The sequence below is a fragment of the Clostridium sp. UBA5988 genome, assembly GCF_002435615.1.
Taxonomy (GTDB): domain Bacteria; phylum Bacillota; class Clostridia; order Clostridiales; family Clostridiaceae; genus Clostridium_J; species Clostridium_J sulfidigenes.
The window spans coordinates 15,800-34,989 of the sequence record NZ_DJBA01000011.1 but is presented as its reverse complement, the minus strand read 5'-3'; the positions used below and the strand labels follow the sequence as shown (position 1 = coordinate 34,989).

General features: G+C 30.5%; 15 protein-coding genes. All 15 read left to right on the top strand.

Annotated features, from left to right (window positions below):
• Window positions 1-262 precede the first annotated feature (262 nt).
• The 15 genes from B3J31_RS01425 (at window position 263) to B3J31_RS01355 (ending at window position 19,161) form a co-directional block, all read left to right on the top strand.
• Window positions 263-1,660 carry a Sapep family Mn(2+)-dependent dipeptidase gene (locus B3J31_RS01425; protein ID WP_346867905.1) on the top strand — a complete coding sequence of 466 codons (1,398 nt, stop codon included), beginning with the start codon at window positions 263-265 and terminating at the stop codon, window positions 1,658-1,660.
• A gap of 21 nt (window positions 1,661-1,681) precedes the next feature.
• Complete coding sequence (locus tag B3J31_RS01420) at window positions 1,682-2,125, top strand: VanZ family protein (protein WP_346867906.1); 444 nt, start codon at window positions 1,682-1,684, stop codon at window positions 2,123-2,125.
• Window positions 2,126-2,129: 4 nt separating this feature from the next.
• Window positions 2,130-2,888 (top strand): YdcF family protein, encoded by a 759-nt coding sequence (locus tag B3J31_RS01415; RefSeq protein ID WP_346867907.1) that lies wholly within the window; start codon window positions 2,130-2,132, stop codon window positions 2,886-2,888.
• Between the two features lie 94 nt (window positions 2,889-2,982).
• Window positions 2,983-3,930 (top strand): ROK family protein, encoded by a 948-nt coding sequence (locus B3J31_RS01410; protein WP_346867908.1) that lies wholly within the window; start codon window positions 2,983-2,985, stop codon window positions 3,928-3,930.
• A gap of 254 nt (window positions 3,931-4,184) precedes the next feature.
• Window positions 4,185-7,955, top strand: coding sequence for a phosphoribosylformylglycinamidine synthase (locus tag B3J31_RS01405; RefSeq protein WP_346867909.1), 3,771 nt, complete (start codon window positions 4,185-4,187; stop codon window positions 7,953-7,955).
• A gap of 26 nt (window positions 7,956-7,981) precedes the next feature.
• Window positions 7,982-8,461, top strand: coding sequence for a 5-(carboxyamino)imidazole ribonucleotide mutase (purE, locus tag B3J31_RS01400; protein ID WP_150845221.1), 480 nt, complete (start codon window positions 7,982-7,984; stop codon window positions 8,459-8,461).
• Window positions 8,461-9,162 carry a phosphoribosylaminoimidazolesuccinocarboxamide synthase gene (gene purC / locus B3J31_RS01395; protein WP_150845220.1) on the top strand — a complete coding sequence of 234 codons (702 nt, stop codon included), beginning with the start codon at window positions 8,461-8,463 and terminating at the stop codon, window positions 9,160-9,162. Before purE ends, purC begins: the two co-directional genes overlap by 1 nt.
• A gap of 39 nt (window positions 9,163-9,201) precedes the next feature.
• A complete protein-coding gene (gene purF, locus B3J31_RS01390) occupies window positions 9,202-10,626 on the top strand; it encodes an amidophosphoribosyltransferase (protein WP_346867910.1) in 1,425 nt (474 codons plus the stop codon).
• A gap of 16 nt (window positions 10,627-10,642) precedes the next feature.
• Entirely contained in the window at window positions 10,643-11,641 is a 999-nt protein-coding gene (gene purM / locus B3J31_RS01385) for a phosphoribosylformylglycinamidine cyclo-ligase (RefSeq protein ID WP_150845218.1), read from the top strand.
• Window positions 11,629-12,243, top strand: a complete 615-nt coding sequence (gene purN / locus B3J31_RS01380) for a phosphoribosylglycinamide formyltransferase (protein ID WP_150845217.1) — start codon at window positions 11,629-11,631, stop codon at window positions 12,241-12,243. The genes purM and purN overlap by 13 nt, the downstream gene beginning before the upstream one ends.
• 4 nt (window positions 12,244-12,247) lie before the next feature.
• Entirely contained in the window at window positions 12,248-13,765 is a 1,518-nt protein-coding gene (purH, locus tag B3J31_RS01375) for a bifunctional phosphoribosylaminoimidazolecarboxamide formyltransferase/IMP cyclohydrolase (protein ID WP_346867917.1), read from the top strand.
• Window positions 13,766-13,795: 30 nt separating this feature from the next.
• Entirely contained in the window at window positions 13,796-15,040 is a 1,245-nt protein-coding gene (gene purD / locus B3J31_RS01370) for a phosphoribosylamine--glycine ligase (protein WP_346867911.1), read from the top strand.
• Between the two features lie 500 nt (window positions 15,041-15,540).
• Entirely contained in the window at window positions 15,541-16,719 is a 1,179-nt protein-coding gene (locus B3J31_RS01365; protein ID WP_346867912.1) for an O-antigen ligase family protein, read from the top strand.
• Window positions 16,720-17,093: 374 nt separating this feature from the next.
• On the top strand, window positions 17,094-17,552 hold the full coding sequence (locus tag B3J31_RS01360) for a hypothetical protein (RefSeq protein WP_346867913.1): 459 nt from the start codon (window positions 17,094-17,096) through the stop codon (window positions 17,550-17,552).
• A 139-nt stretch (window positions 17,553-17,691) separates the two neighbouring features.
• Window positions 17,692-19,161 carry a PLP-dependent aminotransferase family protein gene (locus B3J31_RS01355; RefSeq protein ID WP_346867287.1) on the top strand — a complete coding sequence of 490 codons (1,470 nt, stop codon included), beginning with the start codon at window positions 17,692-17,694 and terminating at the stop codon, window positions 19,159-19,161.
• Window positions 19,162-19,190 lie beyond the last annotated feature (29 nt).

Here is a 19,190-nt window from a genome sequence, read left to right as displayed (position 1 = left end):
CAGTATCCATATATAATAAAATTTTGTTGTTAAATTACGTAAAGGTTGCATAATAGTATTTCATCTGGATAATATTTATGTTATAAATAAATATGAATAATAAATTTAATAGGATGTATGTAACGACAAATTACTAATACAATTCATTAATGGAATGAATAGGTTTACAATGAATTTATTGTAAGTTATAAAAGTTTTCAAATATAAGGAGGTGAACTTTAGTAAGTACAGTACTTATTGGTACAAACTTCTAAAGTTATTTATGTTTAAGGAACATATAGATGCAAATAAAGAGTATATTATAAAAGATTTAATAGAGTTGGTAAAAATAAGAAGTGTAGCTTCTCATAGAAAACCCAATATGCCTTTCGGGGAAGAAATTCACAAGAGTCTTAGGTTTGTTTTAGACAAAGCTAAAGATATGGGGTTTAAAAGTCAAAATTTTTGCGGATACTGTGGCCAAGTAGATGCTGGATGTGGTGACTATACTATTGGTGTTTTATGTCATGTAGATGTGAACGAAGAAGGTGAAGGGTGGACAAAACCACAATTTTTAGGAGAAATTTATGATGGTAAGATATATGGACGAGGTATTGTAAAGGCAAAGGCACCGTTAATAGCTTGTCTATATGCTATGAAATTCTTAAAGGATGAGGCTCTAATTCCAGAAGGAAAAAAAATCAGAATGATTATAGGGGCTGATAAAGAAACTGGAGTAAAGAGCATAAATTATTATAAGGAATATGAAGTAGCTCCAGATATTGGGTTTACTCCAGATGGTGTATTTCCTGTAATATATGGAGAAAAGGGTATAATGAATTTTGATCTTAATATGGAATTTTCAGGTGGTTTTGATGCACCTATCAATATAGTGCAAATAGTTGGAGGACACAGTATAGATACTGTACCGTCTAAAGTTAGTATTATTCTTAGTTGTGAAGATATATTTAAAGATAAAATTGAGACGGAGTTAAAAAGGTTTTCAAAACTTGAAAATATAAAATATGAAGCAATTAGTCAAAATAAACTTATGAATATAGAATTTATAGGAAAAGAAGCTGATAGCAATACCCCTGATAAAGGCGTAAATGCCATATCCTACGGACTAAAGTTTCTTGAAAATTTTGAAGAGTTTATTGATAAAAGGGAATTTGTTCATGAATATAATAGACTAATTTCTACTTCATATAATGGAGAAAAAATAAATTGTAAATTACAAGATGAAGATTCCGGTGACTTTACCTTTAATGTGAGTACCATAAATTTAAATAGTGATAGAGTTGATATAAAGGTCAATATTACCCATCCTATCTCATATGTATATAGTGATGTATTAGAATTAGTTAAAGATGGTTTTAAGTATTCTTCTCTAAAGATAAAAAATCTAAGTCATCTAAGGTCAGTTTCGTTTTCTAAAGATAGCTTTGTAGTAAAAAAACTTATGAAGGCGTATAGAGAAGTTACAGGTGATGAAGGATCACAGCCTTACGTAAGTTCAAAAGGAACCTATGCAAGAGTCCTAAGTAATCTGGTATCCTTTGGACCTATACTTCCTAGGAACAAGGGGTTAGATTATGAAGTTGATGAATTTATTAATATAGATGAGTTTATGGATTTAGTAGAAATATATACTATGGCTATATATGAGCTTTTAAAATAAAATTTGAAATTATTGAAAGGGGTGGAGGGTATTAAGAAAAAAAATATACTATTATTTATAACCATTTTTTGGATTTGCTTTATATTTTATATGTCATCTAAACCAGCGGTGGAATCTTCAAGATCTAGCTCTATAATAGTAAATATTATATTAGATACTTTAAAATTAGATGAATCTAGGGAGGAAGTATTGACTGTAATAGTTAGAAAGGGAGCCCATTTCACAGAATATTTAGTATTGAGTGGTTTAGTTACCATCACCTGTGGAGCTTTCAGTAAGAAGAAAAATAATTCTTTTATTTTATTATCATGTGTATTAGTAGCTTTAAGCGATGAGTTATTGCAGAGTTTTATTGTAGGTAGGAGCTCTGAAGTGAGAGATGTACTGATTGATTTTAGTGGTGCTCTTACATTCTTTATAGTAAACTATATGGCTACCAACATAAAAATAGTGAAAAGAGGATGATTTTATGAGTAAATTGAAATTATATCCAATTTTTTTGTGCATAGGATGGTTTGCTATTGTATACTACTGTATTCTAAAGATAGTTAATTTCCATGCAGCCTTTGCAGGGTTCTGGTTAATATTAGCCATATTGAGTTATATAACTCACTGGATTTTAAAAAATAATCGTATAGAAAGTTCTTTGGGAAAAGTATTAGCTGTACTTGTTTCTATTGGTCTTATAATTTTTTTTGTATTAGAAGGATTAATTATATATACAGGCACTATTGAGGATGACAGTATTACAGATTATGTTTTAGTATTAGGAGCTGGAATAAATAAGGAACAAATATCTAAATCTTTACGTTTTAGATTAGATAAAGCTATAGAATATAATAAAATCCATGATACTGTACCTATTATAGTTAGTGGCGGCATGGGTAAAGATGAGGATATCACTGAAGCTCTTGCTATGAAGAGATATCTAGTAAGTAATGGAGTAGATAAGAATAATATAATAATGGAAGAAAAGTCTACTAATACCTATGAGAATTTTGAGTTTTCAAAAATAATAATGGAGAATAAAAGTATAGAAAAGGACAATATAAGTGTTACATTAATAACCAATAGATTTCATATGTTTAGAGCTAAGTACATAGGAATTAATACGGGATTAAAGATATATTGTTATAGTGCTAAAAATGAAGTAATTACGTCATTAAATTTTTATGTAAGAGAAAGTTTTGCTTATATAAAGGAGTTAATTTATCATTATATAAAATAAGGTTAAATTATAAATAGATGTTGATTTTATTATTGATAAGCATTAACATAATTAATTTAATATATGTATATAGGATCTATAGGAGGAGATTTACATGTATATAGGAATAGATTTAGGGGGTACTAACATAGGAATTGGTATTGTAGATAGTGAAAATAACTTAATATACAAAGATTCAATTTCTACTAAGAGGGAAAGAGGATTCAATGACATTATTGAAGATATAATAGTTTTAATTTCTAGAACTATAAATATTAATAGTATACCTAAATCTCACATACAAGGTATAGGAATAGGAATACCTGGAATAGTAGATCCTAAAAGAGAAACCATAATTGAGTGTGTAAATCTTAGATGGAATAATGTAAATATTAAGAGTGCTATTGAGGAGAAACTAAATATTCCGGTTTCTGTAGGTAATGATGCTACTGTAGCTGGAGTAGCTGAATTGGCAGTTGGAGCTATGAAAGGCTGTCAAACTGGAGTTTTAATAACATTAGGAACTGGTATTGGTGGAGGCATAATAATTAATAGACAGATATATGACGGGTTTCACGGAATAGGCTCTGAAATTGGGCATATGATAGTGGGTGAAAATTATTATAATTGCAATTGTGGGAGAAATGGATGCTTGGAAACTTTTTCTTCATCTACAGCTATAGTAATGCATGCAAGAAAATTGATAGAAGAAGGAAATGATTCATCTATTATAACTGAAGTTAAAGGTAATTTAAATAGCATTGATGGAAAAGTTATATTCGACCAAGCTAAGGCAGGAGATAAGGTAGCTTGTAAAGTAATTGATAGAATGACAAATTATTTAGCTATAGGGATTATGAATATTATTTCTATAATAGACCCTGAAGTTTTTGTTATAGGAGGTGGTTTATCAGCTGCAGGAGAGTATCTTATTTCTATGATAAGGGAAAAAGTATCTCAAATAACTTATTATAAAGGTATGGATGTAGGAAAAATCTTATTATCCCACATTGGAAATGATGGTGGTATTATAGGAGCAGCTGCTCTGTGTAAATATAGATAAAATATATATTAAATAAAAGCACTTATGGATATAAGAAGTATTCCATAAGTGTTTTTATTTTTATTCATAATTTATTCATAAAATGTTTTGAAAAAATCAAAAAATGGATTATATGTGTAGCACATATAAAAAAAATATGAAATTTTCAAATAAAGGTTTATTTTTTTGTATGTTTGTATTATTATATAAATAAAGACGAATAATAAATAGATAATATTATATAATGTTCGTATTAATTAAAGGGGGATACGTTAATGAATAAAATATTCACCATTTATGTTGAAAAAAAATCAGAATTTAATAAGGATGCACAAGAATTATTAAGAGAAGTTAAAAACTTATTATCAATAAAAAGCATAAATGATATAAGGTTAATAAATAAATATGACATTTGTGGTATTACAAATGAAGAGTTAGAAGCAATAAAATATACGGTATTAAGTGAAAAGAATACCGACAATATATATGAGGAAAATATAGATTTAGAAGGAAGTAATTACTTTGTAGTTGAATACCATGAAGGTCAGTATGATCAAAGGGCTGATTCAGCAGCTCAATGTATTCAATTAATTACACAAAAGGAAGCTCCACAAGTTAAGACAGCGAAAGTAATAGCTTTATATGGAGAGGTTACCCAAGAAGAACTTAAAAAAATAAAGAATTATTATATAAATTCTGTAGATTCTAAGGAAAGTTCACTAAAGAAAAAAGAAATTATAATGGAAGAGCAACAATTGCCATCAGAGGTAGAGATAATTGATGGATTTATAAATATGAAAGAAAGTGAATTGCAGAATTTTTTAAAGGAAAGAGGGTTATCTTTAAGTATTGGAGATATAGTTCTTATAAGAGATCATTTTAAAAGAGAAGATAGAAATCCTACAATTACAGAAATAAAAGTATTAGATACTTATTGGTCAGATCACTGTAGACATACTACTTTTCAAAGAGTATTAACAGAAGTAGATTTTGAGGAAGGAAAGTATATAGGGCCTGTTAAAAGGGGGTTCGAAGTATATAAGAACTACAGAAGAGAAGTATATAAAGATAGAGAAAAACCAATAACTTTGATGGATATGGCAGTTATAGCTATGAAGAAGCTAAGAAAAGATGGAAAACTTGAAAAATTAGATCAATCTGAAGAGATAAATGCATGTAGTATAGTTATCGATGTGGATGTTAATGGTAAGCTAGAAAAGTATCTTCTAATGTTTAAAAACGAAACGCATAATCATCCAACAGAAATCGAACCGTTTGGAGGTGCCTCAACTTGTCTTGGAGGAGCTATAAGAGATCCACTATCAGGTAGAAGTTATGTATTTGGAGCTATGAGAATTACTGGTTCTGGAGACCCAAGAAAAGCAATAGAGGAAACTTTAGTAGGGAAGCTTCCACAAAGAAAGATTACTAAGGAATCAGCAAAGGGATATAGTAGCTATGGAAATCAAATTGGACTTGCTACAGGATATGTAAGAGAAATTTATGATGAAGGGTATGTAGCTAAGAGAATGGAAGTGGGAGCAGTGATTGGAGCAGCTCCTGCAAAAAATGTTATTAGAGAAGTGCCAACTCCAGGAGATGTAGTAATATTACTTGGAGGAAGAACAGGAAGAGATGGAATTGGTGGAGCCTCAGGATCATCTAAGGAGCACAATGAAAAATCCATTGACAACTGTAGTTCAGAAGTTCAAAAGGGGAATGCACCTACAGAGAGAAAAATCCAGAGATTATTTAGAAAAAATGAAGTTACAACATTGATAAAAAGATGTAATGATTTTGGCGCTGGTGGAGTTTCTGTAGCTATTGGAGAACTTGCTGATGGTATTAAAATTAACTTAGATAAAGTTAAGAAAAAATATGAAGGTTTAGATGGAACTGAATTAGCTATATCAGAGTCACAAGAAAGAATGGCTGTAGTGGTTTCGCAAAAGGATGTAAAGAAATTTATAACTCTTTGTGAGGAAGAAAATTTAGAAGCTACAGTAGTGGCAATGGTTACTGAAGAAAAATCCATGATTATTACATGGCAAGGAACAGAAATAGTTAATCTAAAGAGAGATTTCTTAGATACAAATGGAGCTAGTACTTATGGTAAGGTTCAGGTTACTGCACCAAAAGAAGAAGATAACTACTTTAACAAGAAAAATACTAAGTTATCATTAAAGGAAGCTTTTGAAGAAGTGTCTAAGGACTTAAATGCGATGTCACAAAAGGGTCTTATGAATATATTTGACTCCACCATAGGAGGAAATACAGTATTAATGCCATATGGAGGAGAAACTCAAAGAACTCAAGTGGATGGGATGGTATTTAAGATACCAGTGGAAAGTGGAGAGACTACTACTACAGCTTTAATGGCCCATGGTTTTAATCCCAAAATTTCGAAATGGAGCCCCTTCCATGGAGCATTATATGCAGTGGTAGAGAGTGTTACTAAACTAGTAGCTTTAGGTGGAGATCTAAATGGAATTTATCTTTCTTTCCAAGAGTATTTTGAAAAGTTAGGAGATGACCCTAAAAAGTGGGGAAAACCATTTGCAGCATTACTTGGAGGGCTTTATGCACAGCACAATTTAGAAATAGCAGCAATAGGTGGCAAGGATAGTATGTCTGGAACATTTAAAGACCTAAAGGTTCCGCCTACATTAATAAGTTTTGCTGTGACTACAGGAAACATAGAAAGTACGATAAGTAATGACTTTAAGAAAGTTGGGAGTAAAGTTATAGTTGTAAATGCTCCTATGAAGGAAGATTTTACTCCAGATTTTAAAGTGTTAAATAATAACTATAGATTGGTAAGTGAACTAATAAAGTCAAGAAAAATTTTAGCAAGTGGAAGTATAAATTATGGTGGTGCTTTAGAAACTATTTCTAAAATGTGCTTTGGAAATAACATAGGTATTGAATTAAATGAGAAAGTATCTATGGAGCAGCTTCAAGGATTTGGGTATGGATCTATCATACTAGAAGTTGACCAGGACTTTAATATGAATAATGAAAACATAATTTATCTTGGAGATACAATAGAAGAACATGCAATAGTAAGAGTAAATGAAAAAATTAACTTAAATAAGTTAGCTAGTTCATATGAAGATGGCCTTGAAGAAATTTTCAATAAAAACTACGGAAAAGATAAAATAAATCATATTGAAATGAAGGACGAAATTTTATCTGATAGAAGCAAAAGAGATGAAAATTTAAAAGTATCACCAATGATTAAGATTGCAAAACCTAAGGTGCTTATTCCGATTTTCCCTGGAACAAACTGTGAATATGATTGTGAGAGGGCTTTCTTAAAAGCAGGGGCATTGGTTGAAACTGTAATATTTAATAATTTATCTCCTGAACATATAGGGCAATCTATATTGAATATGGAGAAAAATATAAAAGAATCTCAAATAATTATGTTACCTGGAGGATTTTCAGCGGGAGATGAGCCAGATGGTTCAGGTAAGTTTATAAATGCCATATTTAGAAATGAAAGAATTAAAAATGCTGTTATGGAGTTATTAAACAATAGAGATGGATTGATGCTAGGAATTTGCAATGGATTCCAAGCTCTTATAAAACTAGGACTTGTACCTTATGGAGAAATAAGAGATATTGCTGAAGATAGCCCAACTTTAACCCATAATTTAATTGGAAGTCACCAAAGTACTATGGTAAATACTAAAATAGTAAGTAATAAATCACCATGGCTTAGTGAGTGTAATGAAGGTGAAATTTATAAAGTTCCAATTTCTCATGGTGAAGGAAGATTTGTTGCCAATGAAAATGTGGTAAGAGAATTATTTAAAAATGGTCAGGTTGCAACTCAGTATGTAGATAATAGCGGTAATCCAACCTATGATATAAACTTTAATCCAAATGGATCTGTATACGCAATTGAAGGAATCACAAGTATAGATGGAAGAGTATTTGGAAAGATGGCTCATAGTGAGAGAGTAGGAAATGGTGTTATTAAAAATGTATTAGGTGAACATGATATGAAAATCTTCCAGAGTGGAGTTAAGTATTTTAAATAAGATTTGTAGATGTGGAGGAGAACTAAATGAAGGTAGCAATTATATTTGGAAGTAAATCAGACACAGAGGTAATGAGAGGTGCAGCGAAATGCTTAAGGGAATTTAATATCCCCTTCGAAGCTCATGTGTTGTCAGCTCATAGGGTGCCAGAAAAATTAACAGAAGTTTTAAAAAAACTAGAGGAAGAAGGCTGTGAAGCAATTATAGCTGGAGCAGGGTTAGCAGCTCATCTTCCAGGAGTTATAGCTTCAAAAACTATTATACCAGTAATAGGGGTTCCAATAAATGCAGCTATAAATGGCGTGGACTCTCTTTATTCAATAGTACAGATGCCAAAATCAATTCCAGTGGCTACTGTAGGAATAAATAATAGTTATAACGGTGGAATGATGGCAGTACAAATACTTTCAGTAAAGTACCCAGAAATTAAAGATAAATTAAAGGAATATAGAAAAAATATGAAAGAAAATTTTATAAAGGAAAATGAAGCGGGGGTAGAATTATAATGGATATGAAAAATTTTATTTATGAAGGAAAAGCAAAGAGAATATTTAAAACTGAAAAGGAAGATGAAGTACTAGTTTACTACAAGGATGATGCAACTGCTTTTAATGGTGAGAAGAAGGCATCAATCGCTTCAAAGGGAATACTAAATAATACTATCAGTTCCATAATCTTTGAAATGTTAAAAGAAAAAGGAATAAAGACTCACTTTGTTGAAAAAATTAGTGATAGAGAACAAATATGTAAGAAAGTAGATATAATTCCGCTAGAAGTTATAGTTAGAAATATAGCTGCTGGAAGTATGGCTAAGAGATATGGGGTTGAAGAGGGTACAGAGCTTAAGACTACGGTACTTGAAATTAGTTATAAAAATGATGATTTAGGAGACCCTTTAATGAATGACTATCATGCTATGGCCTTAGGAATAGTTACAAAAGAGGAGCTAGATTATATATATGACCAAGCTTCTAAAGTAAATAAAATACTTACTGAATTTTTCTTGAATCAAGATATAAAATTAGTAGATTTTAAATTGGAATTTGGAAAACTTAATGGACAAATATTACTAGCAGATGAAGTTTCCCCAGATACATGTAGATTATGGGATCTTAAAACAGGAGAAAAGCTTGATAAAGATAGATTTAGAAGAGAGCTAGGAGATTTAGTAGAAGGATATACAAAGGTGCTTGAAAGAATTAAGTAATTAATCATTGGCAAGAGTATTATTTAGGAGGAAACAGTAATGGATTTTAAGTTTAAGGCTTCTAGTTACGATGGATATGAGTGTTATGATGAAGATAAATTTCATGATGAGTGTGGGGTATATGGTATATATAGTAAAAAGGATAATTTAGATGTGGCAAAAAGGACATACTATGGTCTTTATGCCCTTCAACATAGAGGTCAAGAAAGTGCAGGAATAGCAACCTTTGATGGAAGCGATATGAATTGCCATAAGGATATGGGTCTTGTATCTGAAATATTTAGTAAGAAAACCCTAAAGGAATTAAAGGGGTATGGTGCAATTGGGCATGTAAGATATTCTACAGCAGGTGGAAGTTCATTAAAAAATGCTCAACCACTTATGGGAAAATTTAAGCTAGGAAACATTGCTATAGCTCACAATGGAAATTTAACTAATGCTGATATCATTAAAGAACTTTTAGAAGAATCAGGGTGTATGTTTCAAACATCTACTGATACTGAGGTAATTATAAACCTTATTTCTAGAGGTGCTAAGAAAGGTATACTTCAAAGTGTAATTGATTCTATGCAAGCAATAAAAGGTTCCTTTGCTATTGTAATATTAACTGAAAATGAGTTAATAGGAGTCAGAGATCCTTATGGAATTAGACCGCTATGTCTTGGTAAAATAAATGAAAGTTATGTATTATCATCAGAAAGTTGTGCACTTAATGCTACAGGTGCTGAATTTATAAGAGATGTTGAGCCTGGTGAAGTAGTTGTAATTAATGAAGAAGGTGTAAAATCCATAAAGTTTGGTGAGAAATCAAAGCTTGCCACATGTTCTTTTGAATATATATATTTTGCAAGACCAGATAGTGTTATAGATGGAATTAGTGTTAATAATTCTAGATATAAAGCAGGAATTAAACTTTATGAAGTGGCACCTGTGGAAGCTGATATAGTAGTTGGGGTACCAGATTCAGGAATGTCAGCTGCAATGGGATATGCAAAGGCATCAGGTATACCTATAGATATGGCACTTATTAAGAATAAGTACATTGGTAGAACTTTTATAGCTCCAACACAAGAAGAGAGAGAAGCTTCTGTAAATGTAAAGCTCAATGTGATAAAAGAGAATGTTTTTGGTAAAAAAGTCGTTTTAATAGATGATTCTATAGTACGTGGAACCACAAGTAAGAGATTGGTAACTATGCTTAAGGAAGCTGGGGCTTCAGAAGTTCATTTTAGAGTTTGTTCTCCTATGGTTAAATATCCTTGTTATTATGGTATTGATATACCTTATAGAAGCCAGCTTATAGGTGAGAAAATGAATGAAAAAGAAATAGGGGAAGTTATTGGAGCAGATAGTCTAGTCTATCTTTCAAAAGAAGACTTATTAGAATGTCTTGATAGTGATCATGGGTTTTGTTGTGGATGTTTTGATGGAGAGTATCCAATATCAGCACCAGTTAAATTTTAGTAAGGAGTGATATAGAATGATAACATATAAAGATGCAGGGGTTAATATAGAAGAAGGTTATAAAGCTGTAAAACTTATGAAAGAATATACAGCAAGAACTTTAACTTCATCAGTTTTAAATGGGATAGGAAGTTTTGCTGGAATGGTAAAATTACCGGAAGGATATAAAAAACCTGTACTAGTTTCAGGTACTGATGGAGTAGGAACTAAGATTGAAATTGCAATTAAGCTTAAAAAATTTGATACAGTAGGTATAGACTGTGTAGCTATGTGTGTTAATGATATTCTATGTCATGGTGCTAAGCCATTATTTTTCCTAGATTATATTGCTTGTGGAAAATTAGATTCTCTAATAGCTAGTGATATTGTAAAAGGTGTTAGTGAAGGATGTCTACAAAGTTATGCTTCACTTATTGGAGGAGAAACAGCGGAAATGCCAGGAATGTATAATTTAGGAGATTATGATCTTGCAGGATTTGCTGTTGGTATTGTAGATGAAGATGAAATTATAGATGGAAGTAAAATTAAAGAAGGGGATGCACTTATAGGCATAACTTCTTCTGGTGTGCACAGCAATGGATATTCCCTTGTAAGAAAAGTTGTTGAGAATTATGATGAAGTCCTTGAAGGAAGAACCTTAGGAGAAATTCTATTAGAACCAACAAAGATATATGTTAAGCCAGTATTAGCACTTATGGAGAAATTTGATATCCATGGAATGTCACATATAACTGGCGGTGGATTTTATGAAAATGTACCAAGAATGTTTAAAGATAACTTTACAGCAGAGATAAAAAAGGATTCTTTCCCAAGACAACCTATATTCCAATATTTAATTAATAAAGGCGTAGATGAGTATCATATGTTTAATACATTTAACATGGGAATAGGTATGGTTCTTGCGGTAGATAGCTCTGTTAAAAATGATGTGATTAATGAACTTAAAGCTCTTGGAGAAGAAGCTTATGAAATAGGTAAAGTACAAACTGGGGGTGGAGGAGTTTGCTTAATATAGCAGTATTAGTTTCTGGTGGAGGAACTAATCTCCAGTCTATCATTGATAGCATTAAAAATGGATATTTAAAAGATGTAAATATTAAGTATGTCATAAGTGATAGAGAAGGAACCTATGGAATAGAAAGAGCTAGAGCACACAATATTGATACTTTAGTTTTAGATAGAAGGATATATAAGAAAGAGCTAAGCAATAAAATTTATGAAGTATTAAAGGATAAGGTAGATTTAATTGTGCTTGCGGGATATTTATCAATTATATCATCTCCTCTAGTAGATGGTTTTAAAGAGAAAATAATTAATATTCATCCTTCACTTATTCCAAGTTTTTGTGGAAAAGGAATGTATGGAATTAAAGTTCATGAAGCTGCAATAGATTATGGTGTAAAGTTTAGTGGATGTACAGTACATTTTGTAGATGAAAATACAGATACAGGAGCTATAATTATCCAGAATGTAGTAAATGTAAAATCAGATGACACTCCAGAAAAGCTACAAAAAAGAATATTAGAAGAAGAACATAAAGCTTTGCCATTAGCTATAAAGCTTATGAGTGAGCATAAGATTTTTATAGAGGATAGAAAAGTTATTATAAAGGAGTAATGAAATTATGAAAAGAGCTTTAATAAGTGTTTATGATAAGAATGGAATTGTAGAGTTTACAAAATTCTTAGTAGAGCATGGGATAGAAGTTATATCTACTGGTGGTACCTATAGTCTTTTAAAGAAAAATAACATAGAAGTTAAAGAAGTAGCAGAAGTTACAAAGGCGGCGGAAATGTTAGATGGAAGAGTAAAAACACTACACCCTGTAGTTCATGGAGGTATCCTTGCTATTAGAGATAATGAGGAGCATATGAGGACTTTAAAAGAAAGAGATATAGATACTATAGATTTAGTATGTGTTAATCTATATCCTTTCTTTGAAAAAGCTAATGAGGGATTAACCTTTGAAGAAACAGTAGAATTTATAGATATAGGTGGTCCAACAATGCTTAGAAGTGCTGCTAAAAACTTTAAAGATGTGGTAGTAATAAGTGATGTAGAAGATTATAAAATAGTCATGGAGGAAATGAAGGAAAGTGGAGAAGTTTCCTTTGAAACTCGTAAATATCTTGCTATGAAGGTATTTAACTTAACCACAGCCTATGATAGTGCAATATGTGAATACCTATTAAACCACATGGAGAATAAGGATAAGCATTCAAATAAGTATTTATCATTATCTTATGAAAAAATGGAAGATTTAAGATATGGAGAAAATCCTCATCAAAAAGCTACTGTATTTACTAATACAAATAAAACTGGAATGCTTAATAACATTGAAATATTAAATGGTAAGGCACTTTCTTACAATAACATAAAGGATATGGATATAGCTTGGAAAGTAGCAAACGAATTTGAAGAAATTACCTGTTGTGCTCTAAAACATAATACACCTTGTGGAGTTGCAGTGGGAAAATCCGCTTTAGATGCCTATAGTAAAGCATATAGCTGTGATAATGTTTCAATTTTTGGAGGAATAGTAGCACTTAATACTAAAGTAACTAAAGAGGCAGCAGAAGAAATGAAAAAAACTTTCTTAGAAATTGTTATTGCGCCTGAGTTCGAAGAAGAAGCTTTAGAAGTACTTAAAACAAAGAAGAATCTAAGAATTATAAAATGTACGAGTAAACCAAGTGATAAAAAAGAAGTTATTTCTGTAGATGGAGGTATATTAGTACAGGATGTAGATAGAAAGCTTTATGAGGAATTAAAAGTAGTTACAGAAGCAAAACCTTCAAAGAAACATATGAGTGATATGATATTTGGAATGAAGGTTTGTAAATATGTAAAGTCTAATGCTATAGTAGTAGTTAAGGATGGTATGGCCAAGGGAATAGCTGGTGGACAAGTTAATAGAATTTGGGCTACAACTCAAGCTATAGATAGAGCTGGAAATGGAGTAATCCTTGCTTCTGATGGGTTCTTCCCATTTAGAGATTGTGTAGATGAAGCTAGTAAACATAATATAAAAGGAATTATTCAGCCAGGTGGATCTATGAGAGACAATGAGAGCATTGAAGCATGTAATGAGTATGGAATACCTATGGTTTTATCAGGTATGAGACATTTTAAACATTAGTATCCTATAAGTTAAACTTGAGGTGATTTTATGAAAATTTTAGTCATAGGAAATGGTGGAAGGGAACATGCTATAGCATGGAAACTCGGTGAAAGTGATAGGGTTTCAAAGATATATTGTGCTCCAGGAAATGGTGGAACCTCTATGGAACATAAATGTGAAAATATTAATTTAACAGATAATGATAAACTTCTAAACTTTGCTTTAGATAATTCTATAGATTTAACTGTAGTTGGACCAGAAGTGTATCTATGTAATGGTATAGTAGATTTATTTAAAAGTCATAATCTAAAAATATTTGGACCTAGTAAGAAAGCATCAACTCTTGAAGGCAGCAAAACCTTTGCAAAGGATTTTATGAAAAAATATGGAGTTAAAACTGCGGCCTACGAGGCATTTAGGGATTCAAAGAAGGCTTTAGATTATTTGGAAAAGGCGGAATATCCAATAGTTATAAAAGCTGATGGACTTGCTGCAGGTAAGGGAGTTGTTATAGCTGAAACTAAGGAAGAAGGAATTTTAGCCATTAATGATTTCATGATTAATGATACTTTTGGAGGAGCAGGTAAGGAAATTATAATTGAAGAATTCTTACAAGGTGTGGAAGCTTCAATATTAAGTATTACTGATGGAAATACTATAATTCCATTTATATCATCTAAGGATCATAAGACTATATTGGAGGATAATAAGGGACCTAATACAGGTGGAATGGGAACAGTAGCACCAAACCCATACTGTAATGAAGATGTTTTAAAAGCCTTTGAAGAGGATATTTTAAAGCCAACTCTTAAGGGGATACAGGAAGAAAATCTAGATTATATAGGAATAATATTCTTTGGATTGATGATTTGTAGAAAAGGAGTATATCTTTTAGAGTATAATGTTAGAATGGGTGATCCAGAAACACAGGTGGTGTTACCTCTTATGGAGAATTATTTTATTGATATAATTGAAGCCGCTATAGAAGGAAAACTTAGTAAGGATATAGTTAAATTTAAGAACAAAACAGCCTGTTGTGTTATAGGTTCTTCGAAAGGATATCCAGGGAAATATGAAAAAGGTGAGCTAATTACAGGTGTTGATAGTTGTAGTGAAAAAGTATTTATTGCTGGAGCTGAGTCCATTTATAATAAATTAATTACTAATGGTGGTAGAGTTTTAGGAGTTACAGCTCTTGGAAATAATCTAGAAGAGGCTAGAGAGAGGGCGTATAAAGGGCTATCACAAGTAAGCTTTAACGGGATGTATTATAGAAAAGATATAGGTAAATAAATACTTAAACAATAAAATGCTAAGGGGAAGAAGATAACTACTCCTTAGCATTTTTATTTATATACTCACTATATGATATATGTATATTTTTGAGAAATTTTAGAAAGTTGATTTCATCAGTAAATCTACATTTATTTGAAATCTAGTTTATGGATTAATCTTGGTTTTTAAATAGTTTAAGGCAAGAGAAAAGGGGATAATTTTATTAATTTATGGTATATAAAGTAACTTTAAATCCTATAATATACAATGAGGAAGTTCTTACAAATTTATTACAATGTATTTTTTATATTGAAATAAATAAGTACATAATGTATTATAATCAATGTGTGTATATGTGTATTAAAATAAATATACCAAAATATGTAAAAGGTATTAACAAAACTATAAAAAATGTGTAAAATATATATAGAGAGTTTTAAGTGCACATTTTTATGTGAAATTATAAAAAATTCCATAATAATATGTTATATGGAAGAATAGAAAAAAAGGTGAAGATTATGTTTAATTTATTATTATTAATTATTATATCTCCATATACTGCATTATTCACTGGAGTATATACTACTTATAAAGTTATAAAGATGAGAGAAGAAATACAGAAAAATAGTTGGAATATGGGATTGGTTCTTTTGTTTCTTTGGTCTCTATTAGTGGGACTTCTTAATAAAAGTATAATGTCTGCTGCTGTTTCAATAGTTTTTTTCTTGTATTTTACTATAAGTGTAGTACTCCAAAATTATTGTAAGACAGAAGAAAAGTTAGAGATAATATGTAATTACTTAATTAAATTTTCAATTTTTTCGGGAATTGTTGGAATTATAGAAAAGGTTACTTTTGAACATTTTCCTATGGAGCTTTGGAAAAAATTTTTAGGGGTACCGTTGGGTGTTTCATCTAACCATAGAATTTTTAGCACTTTTGGAAATCCTAATATAGCTGGAGATTGGTTTGCTATTATGATCATAATGACAATATATTATGCTTCTAATAGTAAAGAAGTTAAGGAGAAGGTTGCATATTATAGTGCTACTGCTCTGTTTCTAATGAATCTTTGTTTAACTGGCTCTAGGGGAGCTTTTATTGGATTAATGTTTGGGTTGGTTTCCCTATTAATATTGAAAATAAAAAGAAATAAGAGTGATATAATAATTGTTTTATCTATTGTATTAGTTATAGGTATAGTAGGGTTTACTCCTCCGAGAGTATCTGATATATCACAAGAGATTACAGGTCATCAAATTGAGAGGTCCTTTGATACTAGAGAAGAGATTTGGATAGGTTCTTTAAGGATGATAGAAGAGAAGCCATTAACTGGTTGGGGAATGTTAGGAACTATAGAACATGGTAATGAGTTTTCAAGGTATAGTCGTGTCATTTATCATTCTCATAATATTTGGCTATCACTTTTAACTTCCTTGGGAGTAGTTGGACTTTTGATTTACCTATATATAAGAGCAAACATCTATAAAGACTTAATTTATCTTTATAAATCTGGATATAATAGTGTGGCTTTACTTATGGCAATACAGGCTATTGTTTTAGTTCATGGAGTTATTGATTTTACAATAATAACTCCGCAAATAGGAATACTATTTATTGGATCATCATGCATAATCACAGCCCTAGCAAAAGAAAGCGTTAGTGTCTTTTCAAAAAGAAGAAGTATAGTTGTATAGTTATTAAATTTTGTTGAAAGCTTTTATGAAGAGTTTTATCCTTCATAAAAGCTTTTTTATATTTTAATATAACCTTAATTTAATTATTAAAATATTAAATTCCATGAAACCAACATGAATAGAACTACTATATAAATAGTTTTATAGGTAAGTTTTGTAGATCAGTCAGTAATTAAAGCAATCTTATTTATGTAAAATTATATATGTGATTAGAATAATAGACTAACTATATTGTTGTATTAATATTATCAATAAGTAATATTATACTTATCAATAATTAGTATTGGTAAATAGCTATATAAAGGAATAAAATGAAATTAAGAATAATGCATTATATTTACATATAACAAGGTTTTAATAGGGGGCATTACATTATGAATCTAGAGTATTTAAAAGAGTTGGAACAGCCTATTAGAGAAAAGCTGATGAGGGAAGAGTTGGGTGAAGAAAAGTGCAAGATAATTGATAAGTTCAATTTACATCCCAATGAAAACTTATATTGGGAAAGAATAGAGCCCAAATATCCTAATCAAGAATATTTTAGTCATAAACTAGCTATGAAAAGTTCACCTATAGGAATAATATTTCATATAAATAGATTATGTTATGCAAAAACTAAATATTTTGAACAAAATTGGGATAAATTTGTTCCATGTATATATAGTCATATAGATAATTTTGTAGAAACAGAAATTTATAATATGGAATATATTAAACATAAGAGTACAGGTATAACTTTAGATTTACGAGAACTTGCTAAAATTCATTGGATAGATGATTTTAGAGCTATATGTACTTATTTAGAGAAGAAAGATATAGAAATGCAATCTTAGTATGAAAACTTAATTTATAAGAATAAAGCTTAATTATCATTTGATAATTAAGCTTTATTTTTATAAAGAGCTATAAAAGAAGGGATATTTAGTTTAATATATTAAATATATAAATAAATATATTTAATATCGTATTATCTTGAAAGGAGAGATAAATATAATAAATATAGATTGGAAACCGGATAAAAACTTAAATAAGCCTCTATATATTCAAATTGTAGATTACTTTAAGGAAAAAATAAATGGAGGGGAATGGCAAGTAGGGTTTATGATTCCTACGCAACGAGAGTTAGCTAAAATTTTCAATGTAAATAGGAGTACTATTGTTTCAGCTATAGATGAGTTAAAGGCAGAAGGGATCTTAGAAGGTAAGGGAAAGGGTGGAACTAAGATAGTAAATAATGTATCACCTTTATTATCTAATATACAACCAGATTGGAAATCCTATATTGATGAGGGCATTCATATCCCTAATGTTAAAACTATTAAGAAAATCAATACCCTTGAGTTTAGAGAAGATTATATACGATTGAGCACTGGAGAACCATCATCAGAATTATTTCCAAAAGAAGATATGAAAATAATATTAAATGAAGTAGCTAAGGATATGGATAATTTAGGATATGAAAGTCCCAGTGGAACTATGTATCTTAGGCAGCAAGTAAGTAATTATTTAAAGACAATTGGCATATATACATCACCAGGTTCTATACTTATTGTTTCTGGAGCTTTGCAAGCAATGCAACTAATTTCTATGGGCTTATTGCAAAAGGGTTCTACTGTATTGCTAGAGAATCCTTCTTATATGTACTCACTTCAAATATTTCAGTCCTTAGATATGAGAAGAAGTGGTATACCTATGGATAATGAAGGAGTTATGGCTAATTTAATTCCAGATTACATAAAAAAACATGTTCCATCTATACTATATACTATACCAAACTTTCAAAATCCTACTTCTATAGTTATGTCAGAAAAAAGAAGAAAAGAGTTGATAAAGGTTTGTCAGAAAGAAAAATTGCCTATTATTGAAGATGATGTATATAGGGAACTTTGGATTGATGCCCCACCACCGGACCCTATTAAGAGTATAGACACTAATGGATTAGTATTATATGTAGGAAGCGTATCAAAGACGTTATGTCCAGGGCTAAGAATTGGTTGGATTGTAGGACCAGAACCAGTAATTGAACGATTAGGTGATATAAAGATGCAAACTGATTATGGTTCCAGCTCTTTATCTCAACTTACTGTGGGTAAGTGGTTAGAAACAGGATTGTACGAAAATCATCTAAAAAAGATAAGAAGCCAATTAACTCTAAGAAGAGATGTAACAATAAATGCATTAAATAGATACTTCAAGGATATAGCTACTTGGGAAATACCTTCAGGAGGATATTATGTTTGGATTACTTTAAAGTATAAAATAGGTATGTATAAGCTTTTTGATGAAGCATGTAAAATGGGAATTTTATTGTATCCTGGATATATATATGATGCTAATTTTAACAATTCTTTAAGAATTTCTTTTTCCTATGCACCTATAGAAGAGTTGGAGAAAGGGTTACTAAAGTTATCATTACTTATTAAAGAATTGATTAGAAGTTAATTTCATAAATATTTTTATCAAATGACTAT

What these genes read in the sequence shown, in the direction of transcription:
- B3J31_RS01425 (WP_346867905.1), top strand. Translation starts at nt 263, where the DNA reads ATGTTTAAGGAACATATAGATGCAAATAAAGAGTATATTATAAAAGAT.
- B3J31_RS01415 (WP_346867907.1), top strand. Translation starts at nt 2,130, where the DNA reads ATGAGTAAATTGAAATTATATCCAATTTTTTTGTGCATAGGATGGTTT.
- B3J31_RS01410 (WP_346867908.1), top strand. Translation starts at nt 2,983, where the DNA reads ATGTATATAGGAATAGATTTAGGGGGTACTAACATAGGAATTGGTATT.
- B3J31_RS01405 (WP_346867909.1), top strand. Translation starts at nt 4,185, where the DNA reads ATGAATAAAATATTCACCATTTATGTTGAAAAAAAATCAGAATTTAAT.
- purE (WP_150845221.1), top strand. Translation starts at nt 7,982, where the DNA reads ATGAAGGTAGCAATTATATTTGGAAGTAAATCAGACACAGAGGTAATG.
- purC (WP_150845220.1), top strand. Translation starts at nt 8,461, where the DNA reads ATGGATATGAAAAATTTTATTTATGAAGGAAAAGCAAAGAGAATATTT.
- purF (WP_346867910.1), top strand. Translation starts at nt 9,202, where the DNA reads ATGGATTTTAAGTTTAAGGCTTCTAGTTACGATGGATATGAGTGTTAT.
- purM (WP_150845218.1), top strand. Translation starts at nt 10,643, where the DNA reads ATGATAACATATAAAGATGCAGGGGTTAATATAGAAGAAGGTTATAAA.
- purD (WP_346867911.1), top strand. Translation starts at nt 13,796, where the DNA reads ATGAAAATTTTAGTCATAGGAAATGGTGGAAGGGAACATGCTATAGCA.
- B3J31_RS01365 (WP_346867912.1), top strand. Translation starts at nt 15,541, where the DNA reads ATGTTTAATTTATTATTATTAATTATTATATCTCCATATACTGCATTA.
- B3J31_RS01360 (WP_346867913.1), top strand. Translation starts at nt 17,094, where the DNA reads ATGAATCTAGAGTATTTAAAAGAGTTGGAACAGCCTATTAGAGAAAAG.